14 protein-coding genes are annotated in these 16,862 nt (G+C 53.3%); 2 read left to right on the forward strand and 12 right to left on the reverse strand.

The window, feature by feature from the left end:
* Positions 1-10: 10 nt before the first annotated feature.
* The 8 genes from ACTH5D_RS02070 to ACTH5D_RS02105 form a co-directional block, all read right to left on the reverse strand.
* Positions 11-2,275, reverse strand: a complete 2,265-nt coding sequence (locus ACTH5D_RS02070; protein WP_441668001.1) for an ATP-binding protein — start codon at positions 2,273-2,275, stop codon at positions 11-13.
* On the reverse strand, positions 2,265-2,783 hold the full coding sequence (locus tag ACTH5D_RS02075; RefSeq protein ID WP_441668002.1) for a molybdopterin-dependent oxidoreductase: 519 nt from the start codon (positions 2,781-2,783) through the stop codon (positions 2,265-2,267). Before ACTH5D_RS02075 ends, ACTH5D_RS02070 begins: the two co-directional genes overlap by 11 nt.
* Before the next feature lie 220 nt (positions 2,784-3,003).
* A complete protein-coding gene (locus tag ACTH5D_RS02080; protein ID WP_441668003.1) occupies positions 3,004-3,432 on the reverse strand; it encodes a universal stress protein in 429 nt (142 codons plus the stop codon).
* A gap of 11 nt (positions 3,433-3,443) precedes the next feature.
* Entirely contained in the window at positions 3,444-6,047 is a 2,604-nt protein-coding gene (locus tag ACTH5D_RS02085; RefSeq protein WP_441668004.1) for a TRAP transporter permease, read from the reverse strand.
* A gap of 132 nt (positions 6,048-6,179) precedes the next feature.
* Entirely contained in the window at positions 6,180-7,160 is a 981-nt protein-coding gene (locus ACTH5D_RS02090; protein WP_441668005.1) for a TAXI family TRAP transporter solute-binding subunit, read from the reverse strand.
* Between the two features lie 395 nt (positions 7,161-7,555).
* Positions 7,556-8,860 (reverse strand): TRAP transporter large permease, encoded by a 1,305-nt coding sequence (locus tag ACTH5D_RS02095; protein WP_441668006.1) that lies wholly within the window; start codon positions 8,858-8,860, stop codon positions 7,556-7,558.
* Entirely contained in the window at positions 8,850-9,329 is a 480-nt protein-coding gene (locus tag ACTH5D_RS02100) for a TRAP transporter small permease (RefSeq protein WP_441668007.1), read from the reverse strand. The genes ACTH5D_RS02095 and ACTH5D_RS02100 overlap by 11 nt, the downstream gene beginning before the upstream one ends.
* A 64-nt stretch (positions 9,330-9,393) precedes the next feature.
* The gene (locus tag ACTH5D_RS02105; protein ID WP_096278326.1) at positions 9,394-10,404 is read right to left on the reverse strand and encodes a DctP family TRAP transporter solute-binding subunit; all 1,011 of its coding nucleotides are present in this window, start codon (positions 10,402-10,404) and stop codon (positions 9,394-9,396) included.
* Between the two features lie 223 nt (positions 10,405-10,627).
* Here ACTH5D_RS02105 and ACTH5D_RS02110 point away from each other — a divergent pair, with 223 nt between their 5' ends.
* Positions 10,628-11,488 carry a DMT family transporter gene (locus ACTH5D_RS02110; RefSeq protein WP_096282295.1) on the forward strand — a complete coding sequence of 287 codons (861 nt, stop codon included), beginning with the start codon at positions 10,628-10,630 and terminating at the stop codon, positions 11,486-11,488.
* Here ACTH5D_RS02110 and ACTH5D_RS02115 read toward each other — a convergent pair.
* The 4 genes from ACTH5D_RS02115 to ACTH5D_RS02130 all read right to left on the reverse strand — a co-directional run bounded on the left by ACTH5D_RS02115 (position 11,485) and on the right by ACTH5D_RS02130 (position 15,037).
* Entirely contained in the window at positions 11,485-12,018 is a 534-nt protein-coding gene (locus ACTH5D_RS02115; protein ID WP_096278324.1) for a DUF192 domain-containing protein, read from the reverse strand. The genes ACTH5D_RS02110 and ACTH5D_RS02115 overlap by 4 nt on opposite strands.
* 84 nt (positions 12,019-12,102) lie before the next feature.
* On the reverse strand, positions 12,103-13,584 hold the full coding sequence (gene pyk, locus ACTH5D_RS02120; protein WP_096278322.1) for a pyruvate kinase: 1,482 nt from the start codon (positions 13,582-13,584) through the stop codon (positions 12,103-12,105).
* Positions 13,585-13,706: 122 nt separating this feature from the next.
* Positions 13,707-14,195: an ureidoglycolate lyase gene (locus ACTH5D_RS02125; RefSeq protein WP_096278320.1), complete on the reverse strand. Its 489-nt coding sequence runs from the start codon at positions 14,193-14,195 to the stop codon at positions 13,707-13,709.
* A gap of 17 nt (positions 14,196-14,212) precedes the next feature.
* The gene (locus ACTH5D_RS02130) at positions 14,213-15,037 is read right to left on the reverse strand and encodes a bifunctional allantoicase/(S)-ureidoglycine aminohydrolase (protein WP_096278317.1); all 825 of its coding nucleotides are present in this window, start codon (positions 15,035-15,037) and stop codon (positions 14,213-14,215) included.
* Positions 15,038-15,390: 353 nt separating this feature from the next.
* On the opposite strand from ACTH5D_RS02130, the gene ACTH5D_RS02135 reads away from it, so the two are divergent.
* Positions 15,391-16,839, forward strand: coding sequence for a YfcC family protein (locus ACTH5D_RS02135; RefSeq protein WP_096278315.1), 1,449 nt, complete (start codon positions 15,391-15,393; stop codon positions 16,837-16,839).
* Positions 16,840-16,862 lie beyond the last annotated feature (23 nt).

Here is a 16,862-nt window from a genome sequence, read left to right on the forward strand (position 1 = left end):
CTGTTCAGGCTCAGCCTGACAGATGCTCGCGGCACCATCTTGCCATCGCTGCATGAGTGTGTGACGCCGTTAGCCGCAACATGCTGAAGGCTTCGCCGTGTTTGCTTTGCGCGAACCGCTCCTTCGTCATTAATATTTCCAGCTGCTGCGCCTGATCAGCCAGCTTGTCGGCACCCATACTCACTGACTCTCCGCGCAGTTGGTGCGCCAAACGCACGACCTGCTGTTCCTGCTCAGCGCTAAGCGGGGTCTCTGCCAGGCAGACCGTTAGCTGCGCGCAGTAATCACTTACTTGCTGATGATAAAGCGTGATCAGCTGGGTCAAGCTCACATCGCCTAGAGTCGCTTTAAGCATGTCAAGCGTGTCGATGTTGAGTAATGACTGTTCGCCGAGCTGCGTTTGCAAGACCGGCAGCGCTGGCAAAGAAGCTGTGTCAGGCGTGGCAAAAAGCTGTGCAGCCAGCAGGCTACTTAGCGCAGATAGCGACAGCGGCTTGGTAAGATAATCGTTCATTCCTGCCGCAAGGCAGCGTTGACGATCATCCTCCGCGCCACCCGCCGTCATAGCGACGATAGGCACACTGTCAAGCCAACCGCCCTGCTCGCGCATACGCTGGGCGACCGTAAGGCCATCCATATCGGGCAGTTGGATATCCATAAAAATCAGATGCACCTGATGAGACTGAGCCATGGCAAGTGCGTCCTGGCCATTTTCAGCCCATACGACATCGCAACCTAAGCGTGATAATAAACCAATTGCCACTTTGCGATTCACCGCGTTATCTTCGACTAGCAGCAGCGTTATGCCAGTAAAGTCCTGTTGAGGTGCACCAGGCAATGACGCTGACACGGGATCCGCCTCCACCAAGGGCAGCTCACACCGAAAGATACTACCTTGGCCAAGATGGCTCGACACGACTATTCGTCCTTGCATCGCCTCGCTTAGGCGTTTGCAAATCGCCAGGCCCAATCCGGTTCCACCAAAACGCCGAGTCACTGACTCATCGGCCTGCTGGAAAGGCTCAAAAAGGCGAGCCTGCTGATGCTCACTCAGCCCACATCCCGTGTCGCTAATTTCAAATAATAGCTGATCGGACTTAGTGAAGACTTGAACGCTGACCCCACCGTGGTCGGTGAATTTAATCGCATTGGCGATAAGATTAAGTAATATTTGCCTGAGCCGACCTGCATCGACCATCACCCAGGCGGGTACCCCCGGCCCCACGTCAACAATAAAGCTTAATCCCTTCATTTTTATCCGCGGCGTAAATAGCTCCACCACGCTGTCGACCAGTGAACGAATAGCCGTGGGGGATGTTTGAAGGACTAAGTGCCCGGCCTCAATTTTCGAGAAATCGAGAATTTCATTGATCATTGATAACAGCTGGTTAGCACTATCGTGGATCGTATAGGCATAGTCTTCTACCTGTGCAGGGCTTACAGATTCACGCAATAGCTCGCTCATACCAATGACACCGTTCAAAGGCGTGCGAATTTCATGGCTAACGATCGCTAAAAAATCCGATTTTGCTTGGTTCGCCGCCTGCGCCTGTTTAGCCGTCACTTCCAGCTGTAGAGCAAGCTGTGCCTGCTCGCGCCTTATTGCTGCACTTTCGCGTGTTTCACGCACTAAAAAAGCAATCACCACAAAGGCCGCTAAACTCATTCCGACAATCAACGTCATAAGAAGTCTGTAGAGCAGACTGAGCTGTTCTCGCTCTGCCGTCGCCGATTCGGCCAGATAGCCGTTAATAGCCATAACGAGACGCTCAGTTATTCGCGTCAGTGCCTGCAGCTCATCTTCCAGCACCTCCAGCGGGAGTGGCTGTGACACGCCTCGGTGGTTAGGCACCCCAAAAGCCTTGAACATCATATCCAGCACATCCATCTGCGCCTGGATCTGACTAAACAGCTCGCGTGCGGTCGTGATTTTTTGTAATAACGCGCTGACGTCTCCCTCGTTGAGTAACGTTATCCGGCTATACAGCAGTTCAAAGCGAAGGGTAAGCGCATAGCGCTCCGCTGGCGTTAGCGGTTGATGATCCAATGTCAGTATATGATTGACCAGCTGAACCGCATCACGGTCCAGCTTATAAACAACCCAGGCAGTATCTTCGCGCAGACTTTGGGTAAGATTATCCTGTCGCCAGGCTGCCAGCGTGGCCACCACTAACGCACCGGCGAATAATAGTACGGCAATGATTGCTGCGAACTTAAGGCGCCGCGGGTAGCGCAGTAGGCTTGATACCTGCGTGGTTAACTCGCTAACGGACATTGATGTGCATAACCTGCCATACCGACCTAAAGCGCATTTTCTCGCTTAGCAGCGCATCATCCTGGTCAAAAGGATAAAGTATCCACAGCGGGCCAAGTTCACGAACTGGAATAGCGGCGCCATCTTTTGTTAATGCCAAAATAACCTCGTATTTCTCAAAATCACTGACCGGTATATCGGCTTCATAGCCATCCATCGCTGCGACGTGCACCGTATCAGTATCGGCGTTTAAATGTGATAGAAGATCACGCATTAACGGTCCACGATAATGATTAACCTCGGCAGTCCAGGGAGTGCTCGTCGCAAACGCATACTGCGGTAGTGCCTCTAACGTAGCGAGATCAAGCTGCACTTCATGCCCCGCGTTCTCAAGCTCAATATTGCCACTCACCGTCAGAATCACGGGGGCATTCGACAAATTCAGCGGCTCTGGCGCGCTAGCCCACCCTACAAGAGGTACGCCAAGCATCAGCATTGCCCATCCTATTAATGATGCTTTCACCGCCATCACCTCACTATGATTACTATGCAAATAAGCCGTCAGCGCGCAATGTAAAACTCTTTCCATACCGTCGTAACATCGCGTTATCTTGTGACAAAAAAACTCCGAGCTATTCACCCGGAGTTTATAAGATGTACCACTTTATCTATGTCTTCAAGATCTATGTCCTCAAGATCTATGTCTTCAAGATCTAGGGCTTCAAGGCGCGCAGCTCATCCGCACCTTTCTAGCGCACAATCATGACCGACACTTTGGCGTGATGGACAACATGTTCGGCGTTAGGGCCTAGCACATAATCCACAAACTTTCGTTTGGTGTGAGATGCCATCACAATCAGATCAACGTTGAGTTTTTTACCCACTTTGATGATGGCCTCCCAGGGAGAACCATCCACGATGATGCTCTGTGTTTTAATGCCCTCAGGAACATTAGCCTGAATGAACGCATGCTGGGTTTCTGTCATGGCTTCATGCGTTTTTTTCGAAAAGTCTTCGGGGAAATAAGTGCCAACCATAGGCAGCTTAAATTCCGGCAGCACCGTTATTACATGCAGCGATGCGCCAAAGGTTTCACACAACGTAATCGCTGTCGGCAATGCTTTCTTCCATGAAGCCTCTTCGTTGAGATCCACAGGCAGTAGGATTTTCTGATACATGATGACCTCCTTTAAACCGTTGCTGCGGAGCTATCGGCGCTTTGTTTTTCTCGCCGACGGCGCTGAAGCAATACCACTAGGCCAAAGATAATGAGTGCCGGAATCCATAGCCACTCTTTGGTCCAACGGTTCACCGGCGCCAGCACTTCAATGATCTCTTGATCAAAATCAAAGCCTAACTCAGCCGCCTGGCTACCAAACTCAATGAAGTCGACCATGGCTTTATCGCCATCCGCCACGAGCTCCATGCCCAGCGCTTCCATACGTTCGTCACCCGAATCACCGCTAGGAACAGGTACCAGAACATAGGTCGTCATTGGATCACCGTAATCATTGATGCCGGCGACTTGCACACGCAGGTTACTGCCGCTCTCGACGTTGCCTAGCGCTTCGGCAAACTGAGTTGGCGGAATTGACTCGTAAGGATTGTGAATTCTATCCATCCAGAAACCTGGGCGGAACAGCGTAAAGGCCACTAGCAGCAGCAACAGCGATTCATACCAGCGGCTACGAACAAGCATGTAGCCTTGCGTACCCGCCGCAAATATCAACATGGCACTGGTCGCGACAATAAACACCACAATGCCTTGCGTCACCGTGACATCGATCAGTAGCAAATCGGTATTGAAGATGAATAGGAACGGCAGTGCGGCCGTGCGTAGGCTGTAGTAAAACGCCTGGAAACCGGTGCGCAAGGGGTCGCCGCCTGACACCGCGGCCGCAGCGAATGAGGCTAACCCCACCGGAGGCGTTACGTCCGCCATGATGCCGAAGTAGAATACGAATAGATGCACGGCAATGAGTGGTACGATCAGTCCATTCTGCTGACCCAACAGTACAATCACCGGTGCCATGAGCGCGGAAACTACAATGTAGTTGGCCGTGGTCGGTAAGCCCATGCCCAAAATCAGGCTTAACAGCGCAGTAAGCAGCAAAATCATCATCAGGTTACCGCCGGAAAGAATCTCCACGACGTCTGCTAGCACTAAGCCCACGCCGGTCTGAGACACGGCGCCCACCACGATACCGGCGGTAGCGGTGGCAATACCAATACCAATCATATTGCGCGCACCGGCTACAAGACCGTCCCAAAGGTCTTTAAAGCCTTCTTTGACGTCCGCTGAGAACTTGCTGTGGCCACGGAAAAAAGCGATCACGGGGCGCTGAGTAACCATAATAAAGATCATAAACATGGTTGCCCAAAATGCTGACAGTCCTGGCGACATGCGCTCAACCATCAAACACCACACTAGTACAACAACCGGCAGGATGTAGTGCAGCCCCACCATGACCGTCGGCCGCGTTTGTGGCAGCGTTAACACCACGGTTTTCGGATCATCCATCTCAAGTTCTGGGTACTTCGAACTCACTTTCAATAGCCCGACATAAATGACCGCCAAACCCACAGACACGACCCAGGGGGTCGCATCACCTAATACCGGCTTGAGCCAGCCAAGGCCGTAATAAACGATAAACGATAGCGTCATCAACAAAATCAGGCCGGTCATAAAGCCAAGAATCTTGTTCAGCAAAGGGCGATTAGGACTGCTTGAAGGCAACCCCCTCATGTCCGCTTTCAAGGCTTCAAGATGAACAATATAGAAAAGGGCAATATAGGAAATGATGGCAGGCAAAAAGGCATGCTTAATAACTTCGACGTAAGAAATACCCACGTACTCCACCATTAGGAACGCAGCGGCGCCCATGACTGGTGGCATGATTTGGCCATTCACCGAGGCGGCAACTTCAACAGCCCCCGCTTTTTCTGCACTGAAGCCAACGCGCTTCATCATCGGGATCGTAAACGTACCCGTGGTTACCGTGTTGGCAATCGACGACCCAGAGATCAAGCCAGTCAACCCTGACGCCACGACGGCGGCTTTGGCTGGCCCACCTTTCAAGTGGCCCAACATGGAAAAAGCGACTTTAATGAAATAGTTACCCGCACCGGCTTTTTCAAGCAGTGCGCCAAACAGAACAAATAGGAAAACAAAACTGGTAGAAACGCCTAGCGCAATACCAAATACCCCTTGGGTACCCAGCCACTGGTGATTAATCAAACCGCCAAAACTCACACCGCGGTGGGCCAAAATGCCCGGCATGTAAGGGCCAAACAGCGAGTAGGCAATAAACACTCCCGCCACGATCATTAGCGGCGGCCCGAGCGCACGCCGGGTGGCTTCTAGCAACATAATAATGCCAAGCACGCCAATCACGATGTCTTGAGTGATAGGACGCCCTGGGCGCTGTGCTAAATCGGCATAAAAAATAAATAAGTACGCACCGCAGAAAGCAGCGACCGCTGCCAATGCCCAGTCTTGAAGCGGAATGCGGTCACGCGGCGAGCGCTTAAATGCGGGGTAGGCCATAAAGGCAAGAAACAGCGCGAACGCCAAATGAATCGAACGTGATTCAGTGGCACTAAATACACCGAACCCCACCATATACGGCAGCGGTGAAGCTATCCAAAGCTGAAACAGCGACCATATCGCTGCAATACTTACCAACAGTTGCCCCGGCACGCCTGCGGGCTTTCTTGCTCCCGAGTCGCTGGAAGCAACCATCTCCTCTAGGTCACTTGCAGCGACCACCGAAGGTTGTTTGTCATCACGCATACGCTTGCCCTGCCTTTGGTCAGCGCTGACAATCAGCGCTTTCAACAAGAAGCGCGGACACCCAGGGTGCCCGCGCTTTACTACTCAAGGTGAATACTACTCACCGACCTATCTTTACGCTGGTGCTTAAACTTACTCAATCCAGCCACGCTCACGGTAATAACGCGCTGCGCCGTCATGCAACGGGGCGGTTGAACCATCAGAGATCATGTCTTCTTCGTTAAGATTTTCAAACGCTGGGTGCAGACGCTTGAAGCGATCAAAGTTTTCAAATACTGATTTCACCGTTTCATAGACAATGTCTTCATCAACATCGGCTGAAGAAACGAAGGTAGCGGCAACGCCAAAGGTTTCAACGTCTTCGTCGTTACCACGGTACAGGCCACCCGGAATCACAGAGCGGGTATAGTACGGGTACTCTTCAATCAGCGCGTCGATTTCATCACCAGTCACCGGCACTAAGCGCGCATCGATGGTCGTCGTGGCTTCTTGGATAGAACCGTTCGGGTGACCAACAACATAGACCATCGCATCGATGTTGTTATCAGACAGGGCTGCAGACTGCTCGGCGGCATCTAACTGAGACGCCAGCGCAAAGGTGTCTTCGTCCCAGCCAAACGCCTCCATGACCACATCCATGGTATTACGCTGACCAGAACCCGGGTTACCAATATTGACACGCTTGCCAGGGAAATCGCTGATGGTCTCAATGCCGGAATCAGTACGAGCAACTACGGTTAGCGGCTCACCGTGCATGGTGAATACCGAGCGCATGTCTTCCCAAGGACCTTCTTCTTCGAAGTTGGCTTCGCCACTGTAAGCGCGATATTGAACATCAGACTGAACAACGCCCATGTCCAGCTCGCCACTCTTCATGCCGTTAACGTTAGCAACCGAACCACCGGTAGACGGTGCGTTACAGCGAATGTTGTGCTCGTCGCTACCGCGGTTAATCATACGGCAAACCGACTGGCCGACGACGTAATAAACACCGGTTTGGCCGCCGGTACCGATAGTGATATAGCGTTCTTGTGCCACAGCAGGAGACGCGAAGGTCGCTGCAGCAATTAGCGCACCAGAGAAGGCGGCAGTGGAAAATACATGGCGTTTCATGAACACACCTCTTTATATTGATGTTATGAGCGTAGTTTATGTTGTGAACATCGTTGATGTTTTGAGCATCGCACGTTTTGGTTTCACCCTGTGAGCCGTTCACTAAGGTGGTCGTGTCCCAAAACGATTTCAAGACAATTTGTTACAGGCATCTGCATGGCTACCTGTTATTACTACTTTAGCGAAAAACAAAACGTTTGGCGAAAAAAGCACGCTTGGCAATGAGTAGTCGCCTCATCGCCCATTTAAAGCGCATCTGACCGCGGAAGATAGTAGTTTAACGGCCGGTAACGTTTAGTAAGCGTTAAACCCCATACCGATTTCGCATAGGGAATAATGATGTTCGCAGTTTGCTCGACCCTCAGGGCTCTTATGTGCAAGCGACTAAGCGCTTCTCAAATGTTATAGCCCAGCACAGTAGGTAGCCACAACGCGATGGCGGGGAACAGTGCCACCAGCGCCAGCGCACAGCCCATCGCGACCACAAACAGCAGCGCCCACCCAATGGTTTGTTCCAAGCGAATTTTTGCCACTTCGGTGGTCACCATTAAATTGACCGCCACCGGCGGCGTAAACTGCCCGATCGCAATGTTCATCGCTAATAGAATGCCAAACCATACCGGATTCCACTCAAAGTGCTGCATCACGGGAATCAGAATGGGCATCATGATTAAGTAAATCGAGATGGCATCCAGCAACATACCCGCCACCAAAACTGCCAGCATCACCAGAATAAGCAGCAGTACCCCGTTGTCGGTCAAGCCAATCACCCACTCTGCTAAATGGCGGAAAGTGCCCAGCATTGTTCCTGCCCAGGCAAAAATCCCCGCCAGGGCGATAATTAACATCACCACACCGGAAATAATCGCCGCTTCGCCGAGCAGCTCCCACAAATCGCGAAGCGATAGCTCTCGAGTGAAAAAAAGCCCAACAAGTGCCCCGTACGCAACCGCCACAACGGCGGCTTCTGTGGGTGTAAACAGGCCCGAGCGCAGGCCGCCTAGAATCAGCACCGGCGCAAACAGCGCCGGTATCGCCTGCTTAAACGTGGTGCGCACGCTGAGCTGCTCAGCGCCTTCCACCGGTGCTCCACCTTCCCAACCATAGCGTCTGGAAACAATCATCGCAGGGACTAACAATGCGATGCCCGCCAGAATCCCCGGAAACAAACCCGCCGCAAAAAGAGCACGTAGATCAACGCCGGGCACGACAATCGAGTAAAGAATCAGCGCCACTGAGGGTGGAATAAGAATCGCGGTAGAGGCAGACGCCGCGATCAGCGTGGCTGAGAAAGGTTTGGGATAACCGGCTTTGGTCATACTGGGTAGCATTACCATCGCGACAGCCGCCGCATCGGCGGGCCCTGAACCGCTCATGCCACCCATAATCATGCATACCAGTACCGCCACTAACGCCAAACCACCATGGCGGGGACCAATCAACGCCTGGGCAAAGCGCACAAGCCGCAGTGCCACGCCTGAGCGTTCAAAAATCAGCCCGGTTAAAATGAACAGCGGAATCGCAATCAGGGGGTATTTAGCGATGCTGTTGTAGGTATTAGTGCCTAACGTGGCAAGCATATCCGGAGACAGCCCAATCACGATGCCCACCGCGCCGGAAAGCGCCAATGAAAATGCCACCGGCACGCCAGCAATCAATAATCCTGCAAAGGCCAGAATCATCCATACATCAGGGCTCATCGGAGAGTCTCCCCGTCAAACGGTCATGCGTCTGCTGTATCAACCGCCAGAACATGGCGGCTGTCAGCACAGGTAGCCATACTAAATACCACCACTGGGGCAACCCAAGCCCTGGCGAAAGTGACTCCCACTGATACTCTTGCCAGGCTAATTTACCGCCGTACCAAGTAATCAAACCCAGCACAATGGCAACGCACAGCGCTTGCAATACGATCAGTGCGCGGCGGTACTTCGGCGGCAGTGCGCGCTCTAAAAAGCTAATGCGGATGTGCCGGTTACGCCGCAGCGCCACCGAGGCACCGGCAAAGGTCAGAATCACTAGCAAAAAAACGGAAAACTCTTCTGTGAACGAAAAAGAGCCGCCGGTTAAGTAGCGAGTAACAACATTTCCAAGACTAATCAAAGAGATAATACTTAATGCCAGCGCGCCCAACCAGCGTTCAAGGCGGGCATCAGGAAAGCCTTTCATGGCAGCCTCACAGCAACAAAGCTACCGGCCGTTGGGGCCGGTAGTAAACGGTCATAGAGATCGCTTAGCGGGCATCAATGGCCGCTTGAGCAGCGTTGACGACGTCTTCACCAATCCGTGGCACCCATTTCTCATAGACCGACTGCGTGGCCTCAACAAACGCCTGATACTGCTCATCGGTAAGCTCGGTTACCGTCACGCCGCGCTCCTCGATGGCGGCCAAGCGTTCGCTCTCTTCTTCACGGGTCATCGCGATTTCCCACTCACCGGCTTCTAACGCAGTTTCGCGCAGCATGGTTTGCTGCTCTTCGCTCAGCGACCCCCATACCTGCTGATTCACCGCAAAAATCAGCGGATCATTCATATAGTTCCAAAGCGTTAAATGCGCCTGGCCAACTTGGTCTATACGCGCCACGTCAAATACAGACAGCGGATTTTCTTGACCGTCGACAGCCCCGGTAGTTAACGCCGGCTGCGCGTCGGTCCAGCTCATTTGCGTGGGGTCCGCACCGAGTGCCGAGAACGTATCCTGGAACAGCGGCGAACCCACCACGCGAATCTTCAAGCCGTCTAAATCATCGGGCTGAGTAATCGCCTCGCGTGAGTTCGAGACTTGGCGGAAGCCATTCTCGCCCCACGCTAATGGAATAACACCACGCGATTCGATCGCTGCAAACACCAAGTCGCCCGCTTCACCACCGGTCACCGCATCGACCGCGGCTTCATCTGGAATGAAAAACGGCAAAGAAAAGAGGTTAAGTTCTGGCACCTGAGGCGACCAGTTAATCGTCGAGCCCACCGCGGCGTCGATTAAACCCGAGCGCATGGCGGAAAACTCGCGCGTCTGATCGCCAGAAACCAGCTGGGAGTTGGGATACACACGCAGCGTCAGCTCACCGTCGCTGCGCTCTTCTACTAACTCAGCCCACTTCTCGGCGGCCTGCCCCCAGGGAAACGCGTCAGACAACACGGTAGAAACCGAAAGTTCGCGGGCTTGAGCAGAAAGGGAGGCAGAAAGTAGTGCCGCACCGGCCAGGCCGGCAGTCAAACGAGCCATTGAGCGTGTCAGCGTCATGGTGATTCCTTTTTTATCTATTTTTATGATGTACATTTAGGATGCGTGCGGATAGCCGTGGCGAGGCTTTTCGTTGAAGCCACACTTATTGTATTCACTTAGCGCGCGAAAGAAAGACGCCTAAGGTCGGCATGGCAAAGATAGTCTCTATCGCTGTATTATTTTGGCGCTCTCTCAAGCTGTTACAATGGCTATCTGTTTCCTTCCTGCCATGGACATCAACGTGCCCCTACGCGACCTGCTGCTCGGCCTCTTCGTTATCGCTATATGGGCGTTAAACATCATTGTTATCAAGGTAGGCGTGGAAGAACTACCGCCGCTATTGATAACCACCATTCGCTTTATGCTGGTCGCAGCGTTGCTAGTACCCTTCTATCCCGTCGCACGCGCGCAGCTGCCGTTTTTACTGCTGCTATCAGTGACGTTCGGCAGTCTTCACTTTGCACTGCTATTCATTGGTTTAGAGCACGCGGAAGCGGGTACCGGCGCGCTGCTCGTGCAAATGGGTACACCGTTTGCCACGTTATTGGCCGTGGTGTTTTTTAAGGAACGGCTGGGGCCTAAGCGTATCGTCGGGCTGCTGCTCTCCTTTGCCGGTATAGCCGTCATTGCGGGAGGGCCAACGCTGCCGTCGCCTTTGCCATTAACTATCTTGCTGCTGAGCGCATTAGGCTGGGCAATCTCGCAGCTGTTAATTAAGCGCGGCCCACCGATTGCCCCACTGGCACTCGCAGGCTGGGTGGCGCTGTTTGCAGTACCTCAGGTAGCGCTAGGGTCGTGGCTATTTGAAAGTGGTCAATGGCAGGCAATTAAGCAGGCAAGCTGGGTGGGCTGGGGAGCAATCATTTACACCGCCGTCATGTCATCGATTGTCGCTTACGGGATTTGGTACACACTGTTGCGGCGCCATCCGATCAATCGCGTCATTCCCATGACGCTTCTAACGCCCGTATTTGCGGTGGGCCTAGGCGCGCTGCTGATGGGCGACAGCCTAGGCATTCACAAGCTGATAGGTGGAGGATTGGTGGTCTCAGGTATCGCGCTGATTGTGATTAAATTCCGCCGCGCACCCCGTCTAGCTTAGGGTGCGGGCTGGCAGAAACCTGCATCATCAGGGACCGATACACAGTCGCCCACTTTAATACCGCGCTCGGCAAAGTATCCGCCGTTAACCTCTAGCGCCGAGTAATACGCGGCACCGGCCGGATAGGAAGGGCAACGACTGGGCTCAGAGGACTCGCAAGGCGGCATGGTATTGATGGCGACAATCTGCCCATTGCCATCGATAAAGGCAATATCGAGGGGGATTAGCGTGTGATACATCCAAAAGGCATTGTTAGCCGACTGTTCTCTCTCAAACCGAAACAGCATGCCACTGCTTGCTGGCATGCTCTCACGCTCCATCAAACCACGCTGACGCTGAGCAATCGTTTCCGCCACTTCAACGTCTACACGATGCGGGCCATCCTCGCTATGAATGGCAAGCGCCAGCGTTTGCAGGCCGGCTGGCTTCGCCTGCCCCCACGCCACAGCACTAAGTAACGACATCGGCAACAGTGCCGCCAGCGGTAACAGTAACGACGCCTTAAGCAGCGTGCGACGCGTAGAGTTCATGCGTACTTCCTTTTATGATGCGCGTAACTCCCCAACATATGGGGAACCTATCAGCAGCAGGCCAGCATCCAGCCACGTCGTCTATTAGCCGTTATGCTCAGCGTGCTGGTCGGTAATCTCCATCACTTTCATCGTATTAGTGCCCCCATGAGCGTTCATGTGATCGCCGCGGGTCAGAATCACGTGATCTCCGGCTTTTGAGATACCGGTTTTCACCAGCAGTTCAAGCGCACGTTCATTTAGCTCGGTGGGTGACATTTCAGATGTATCAAAAGGTAGCGACACCACCCCGCGATACAGTGCCATGCGGCGCTGTGCGATAGGGTTGTGTGCCAGACCCACGATCGGCAAACCAGAACGAATACGCGATGCAATCAGCGGCGTGTAGCCAGAAGACGTCATGCAGGCAATCGCGCTAACGCCAGTCATATGATTCGCGGCATACATCGCTGAAAGCGCAATGGTTTCATCAGGGCGAGCAAAACCTTCATGAATACGGTGGCCGGATTCTTGGGCTGATTTTTCACGCTCAGCGCCTAAACAAACCCGCGCCATGGCTTCTACGGTTTCAAGCGGGTAGTCGCCTGCGGCGGTCTCCGCTGAGAGCATCACTGCATCGCTGCCATCCAGCACGGCGTTAGCCACATCGAACACTTCTGCCCGTGTGGGCAGCGGCGCCGAAATCATGCTTTCCATCATCTGTGTAGCAGTGATCACCGCGCGATTAAGTGAGCGAGCACGCTTGATCATGCGTTTTTGAACGCCGACTAGCTTCGCATCGCCAATTTCAACGCCGAGATCACCCCGCGCCACCATCACCGCTTCCGATGCTTCAATAATACCGTCGAGGGTGGCGTCATCCGCCACGGCCTCAGCACGCTCAACCTTCGCGACTAAGCCAATATCTTTGCCCGCCTCGCCCAGCAAGCGGCGCGCCTCCAGCATATCTTCGGCGTGGCGGGGGAAAGAAATGGCCAAGTAGTCCACGCCAATCTCGACGGCAGTTTTCAGATCTTCTTTATCTTTTTCAGTCAACGCTGGGGCAGAAAGCCCACCGCCCTGCTTGTTGATGCCTTTATGGTTGGAAAGCTTGCCGCCCACGACCACAACGGTATACACCTGCTGGCCGCTGACGCGAACAACGTCTAGAACGACGCGACCATCATCCAGCAACAGGCGATCACCTGCTGAGACATCTTGCGACAGCGTTGTGTAGTCGCAGCCCACCTGGTGAATATCACCTGCATCGCCGTCTAGCGCCATATCGAGAATAAACGGCTGGCCTTCTTTGAGCACCACCGCACCATCACGAAAACGGGCAATACGGATTTTGGGACCTTGAAGGTCGCCCAAAGCGGCAACGCTACGGCCTAGCTTCGCGGCGATTTCACGTACCTGCATTAAGCGTCGACGGTGATCATCGGCGGTACCATGAGAGAAATTTAAACGCACCACATCCACGCCCGCAGCAAGCATGGCCTCCAATACGCCCTCACGATCACTGGCAGGGCCAAGAGTGGCGACAATTTTGGTACGACGGATCGAAGAAAAGTGCAGTGCGCTCATAATATTCCCACCATGCGAATTAGCCTGTAGTGACGCTATTGGATAACGAGACTCTATTGAATAACACTAGCTTATCAGTTTAACGCGCTCTATATGACAGCGGTACCACTCACAGGCACGGATTATTCCAAGGTCACGGTTATCGCCATGGGAAACTCTTCGCAGTTATTGCCGTCACCGCCTCGATCTACCACCAAAAACTCGCCTTCTCGTTCCAGCACCGATTGAACGGCATGCCAGGTGCCTGCACGGTAGTTGACGCCTTGATGGCCGTCGGTCACAAAGGCACGCACGTCACCTGAGTTAATATGCTCGCCGGGAGTGGCCACCACCACGATAAAGCGCTCTTCATGCAGCGGCATAAACGCCTGGCTGCCTTGAGGGTGGCGCTCTAAAAACGTCAGTTCAAGCGGCAGTGTGATCGGCTGACTGATAAAAATGTTGATCAGCGTGTGGCCGTTTTCACCCAGCGTTTCCACCTTAGCGAGGTCATGATGGCGCTGGGTACGACCAGCGTTGATAGGGAACGACGCGGCGTTGCGCGCATCAATCACATCGCCAAAAGGGGCAAACGCCTCTGCCGTTAGCGGTGTAGCAGTGAGTTTAAGCATTGCGTTGTCCTTACACGTTATTTCAGACGAAGGGCGGGATGACGATTAACGTCTTTATATAGCAGATAGCGGAACGGTCCTGGCCCACCGGCGTAACAGGCTTGGGGGCAGAATGCGCGCAGCCACATAAAGTCGCCGGCCTCTACTTCAACCCACTGCTGATTAAGGTGATAAACCGCCTTACCTTCCAGCACGTAAAGGCCATGTTCCATCACGTGGGTTTCATCGAAGGGAATAACGCCGCCCGGCTGGAACGTTACAATGGTCACATGCATATCGTGGCGCACATCATTAGGATCAACGAAGCGTGTCGTCGCCCAGCTTCCGTTGGTGCCTGGCATTTCAACAGGGGCAATGTCTTGCTCATTGACCACAAACGCTTTAGGCACGTCGAGCCCTTCGACAAACTCAAAGGACTTACGAACCCAATGAAAGCGCACTGCTGCTGCTGATTCGTTACGTACCTGCCAATCACTGCCAGGCGGTATAAACGCATAGCCACCGGGCACCATGGTATGGCGCTCGCCCGCTAATATAAGCGTTAACTCACCCTCCACCACAAACAGCACGCCTTCAGCTTGAGGGTCCAGCTCAGGCTTATCGCTACCGCCGTTGGGCTGCACTTCCATAATGTACTGTGAGAATGTTTCAGCAAAGCCTGATAGCGGCCGCGCGAGCACCCACAGGCGCGTGCCTTCCCAGAACGGTAAATTGCTTGTCACTATGTCACGCATCACGCCTTTAGGAATCAGCGCATAGGCTTCGGTAAAAACAGCGCGGTCAGCGGTTAACTGCGTTTGCGGCGGATGACCGCCCGTGGGAGCGTAGTAAGTAGCTGGCATGATTGATCCTATCTGATTTTATTAAAATAAAGAAAACATCTTGTATACAAGATCTGCGACACACATTAAAGCGATCTTTCGCAAAGCCCTTGTGAAACACTCCTCCCAATAGTAACTTCTTTAGAAACTTTCGTTTCATAATTCTAAAACCATACGAACCATGCTTCAAATGGCAATGTTTCAAATGACAGTGTCTCAAATGACAGTGCTTCACCGTTTGGCCCTTGTTGATCTAGTGGCTAGACGATGTCATTGCTCGGCTCACACTAGGCATTTATAACTAAGCATTTATAACTAGGCATTTATAACAACGGCTGCCCTCAAGGGTGGCTTTAAATAACGCGAGGCAACGCATGTCCCAACAAATCCCCCCTTCGCCCTCCCCTGAACGCCCAGTGCCTAAGAAAAGCTGGTGTAGAATCCCCGATATCTACGCCGTTTTGTTCATATTTATTGCGCTAGCGGCGATCGCCACGCACTTTGTGCCCGCAGGGCAGTTCGAGCGCGTTCCAGGCCCGGCTGGTCGTATCACCATCGACCCGACCTCTTATGAACAAATAGCCCCCTCTCCAGTGGGCATTGTCGATTTCATGCTGGCGATTCCCAACGGCTTGATGAGTGCCGGGGAAGTTGTCTTTTTTACCTTCATGATTGGCGGCATGTTCATGGTATTGAGGCATACCGGCATTATCGAGATTGGTGTCGATAAGCTGACTAGGCGCTTTGCCCGACAAAGCCTGCTGACCATTCCAGTGCTGATGACAGTATTTGCCCTCATCGCGACCGTTATTGGCACCCAGGAGCTGGCGCTGGTTTACGTCCCGGTAATCCTGCCACTGATGATTGCATTACGCTTTGACTCAGTGACGGCGGCGGCGGTGGCTTTATGTGCCACTACTGTCGGCTTCACTACCGGCGTACTCAACCCCATCAATACCGGCCTGGGCCAGCAGCTTTCAGCACTCCCGCTTTATTCAGGCTACGGGCTGCGCATCTTGGCGTTTATTGTCATGCTGGCGGCGGCCATTTTCTTTGTCATGCGCTACGCCCGCAAAGTGCATAACGAACCATCCTTTAGCCTGCTCAGCAGTGACCCGGGCGAGTCTGAAAAGCGTTCGCTCTATCAGCATGCCGATAATGGCCGCGCACTGGTGGCCAACGGTCGTCAAAAGCTAGCCGCAATCGCGGCCTTTGCCTTCTTCGGCGTGCTAATTTACGGCGTGTTACAGCAAGGCTGGTTCATGATGGAGATGGCCGGGCTTTTCATCATTATGGGGATTGTGGTGGGGCTGATCGCGGGGCTTAACACCGACGAAATATGCGCAGGCTTTAACCAGGGCTTCCGTGATGTGCTCGTGGGAGCGATGATCGCAGGGGTTGCTCGCGGTGTCGCCGTGATGCTGGAAGATGGTCAGATCATGGATACGCTGGTGTTTGGACTGGGCAATCTGGTTGGCGGCCTGCCCACGTTACTGTCGGCTATTGGCATGTTCTTCGCCCAGCTAGGCTTTAACTTCATCATTCCTTCCGGTAGCGGTCAGGCCCTGGTGACTATGCCGCTGATGGCACCGCTTTCCGATATTATTGGCGTCACACGACAAACCGCGGTGCTGGCTTTCCAGCTCGGCGACGGCATTGGCAATATTCTTTACCCAACGTCAGGCTACTTTATGGCCACGCTGGCACTGGCTGGGGTGACGTGGCAAAAATGGGTCAAGTTCTTCTTCCCCCTCTTTTGCATATGGGTGCTGATTGCGTTGGCGTTTCTTGTGTTCGCTCAGGCGACTCAGTGGAATGGTTAACCAGTAAACAAAAAACGTTAGCC

It is taken from the genome of Halomonas sp. (assembly GCF_052095695.1).
In the GTDB taxonomy this organism is placed as follows: Bacteria; Pseudomonadota; Gammaproteobacteria; order Pseudomonadales; family Halomonadaceae; genus Vreelandella.

Coding starts and splice junctions, on each gene's coding strand:
- ACTH5D_RS02070 (WP_441668001.1), bottom strand. CDS start 2,275: ATGTCCGTTAGCGAGTTAACCACGCAGGTATCAAGCCTACTGCGCTAC.
- ACTH5D_RS02075 (WP_441668002.1), bottom strand. CDS start 2,783: ATGGCGGTGAAAGCATCATTAATAGGATGGGCAATGCTGATGCTTGGC.
- ACTH5D_RS02080 (WP_441668003.1), bottom strand. CDS start 3,432: ATGTATCAGAAAATCCTACTGCCTGTGGATCTCAACGAAGAGGCTTCA.
- ACTH5D_RS02085 (WP_441668004.1), bottom strand. CDS start 6,047: ATGCGTGATGACAAACAACCTTCGGTGGTCGCTGCAAGTGACCTAGAG.
- ACTH5D_RS02090 (WP_441668005.1), bottom strand. CDS start 7,160: ATGAAACGCCATGTATTTTCCACTGCCGCCTTCTCTGGTGCGCTAATT.
- ACTH5D_RS02095 (WP_441668006.1), bottom strand. CDS start 8,860: ATGAGCCCTGATGTATGGATGATTCTGGCCTTTGCAGGATTATTGATT.
- ACTH5D_RS02100 (WP_441668007.1), bottom strand. CDS start 9,329: ATGAAAGGCTTTCCTGATGCCCGCCTTGAACGCTGGTTGGGCGCGCTG.
- ACTH5D_RS02105 (WP_096278326.1), bottom strand. CDS start 10,404: ATGACGCTGACACGCTCAATGGCTCGTTTGACTGCCGGCCTGGCCGGT.
- ACTH5D_RS02115 (WP_096278324.1), bottom strand. CDS start 12,018: ATGAACTCTACGCGTCGCACGCTGCTTAAGGCGTCGTTACTGTTACCG.
- pyk (WP_096278322.1), bottom strand. CDS start 13,584: ATGAGCGCACTGCACTTTTCTTCGATCCGTCGTACCAAAATTGTCGCC.
- ACTH5D_RS02125 (WP_096278320.1), bottom strand. CDS start 14,195: ATGCTTAAACTCACTGCTACACCGCTAACGGCAGAGGCGTTTGCCCCT.
- ACTH5D_RS02130 (WP_096278317.1), bottom strand. CDS start 15,037: ATGCCAGCTACTTACTACGCTCCCACGGGCGGTCATCCGCCGCAAACG.
- ACTH5D_RS02135 (WP_096278315.1), top strand. CDS start 15,391: ATGTCCCAACAAATCCCCCCTTCGCCCTCCCCTGAACGCCCAGTGCCT.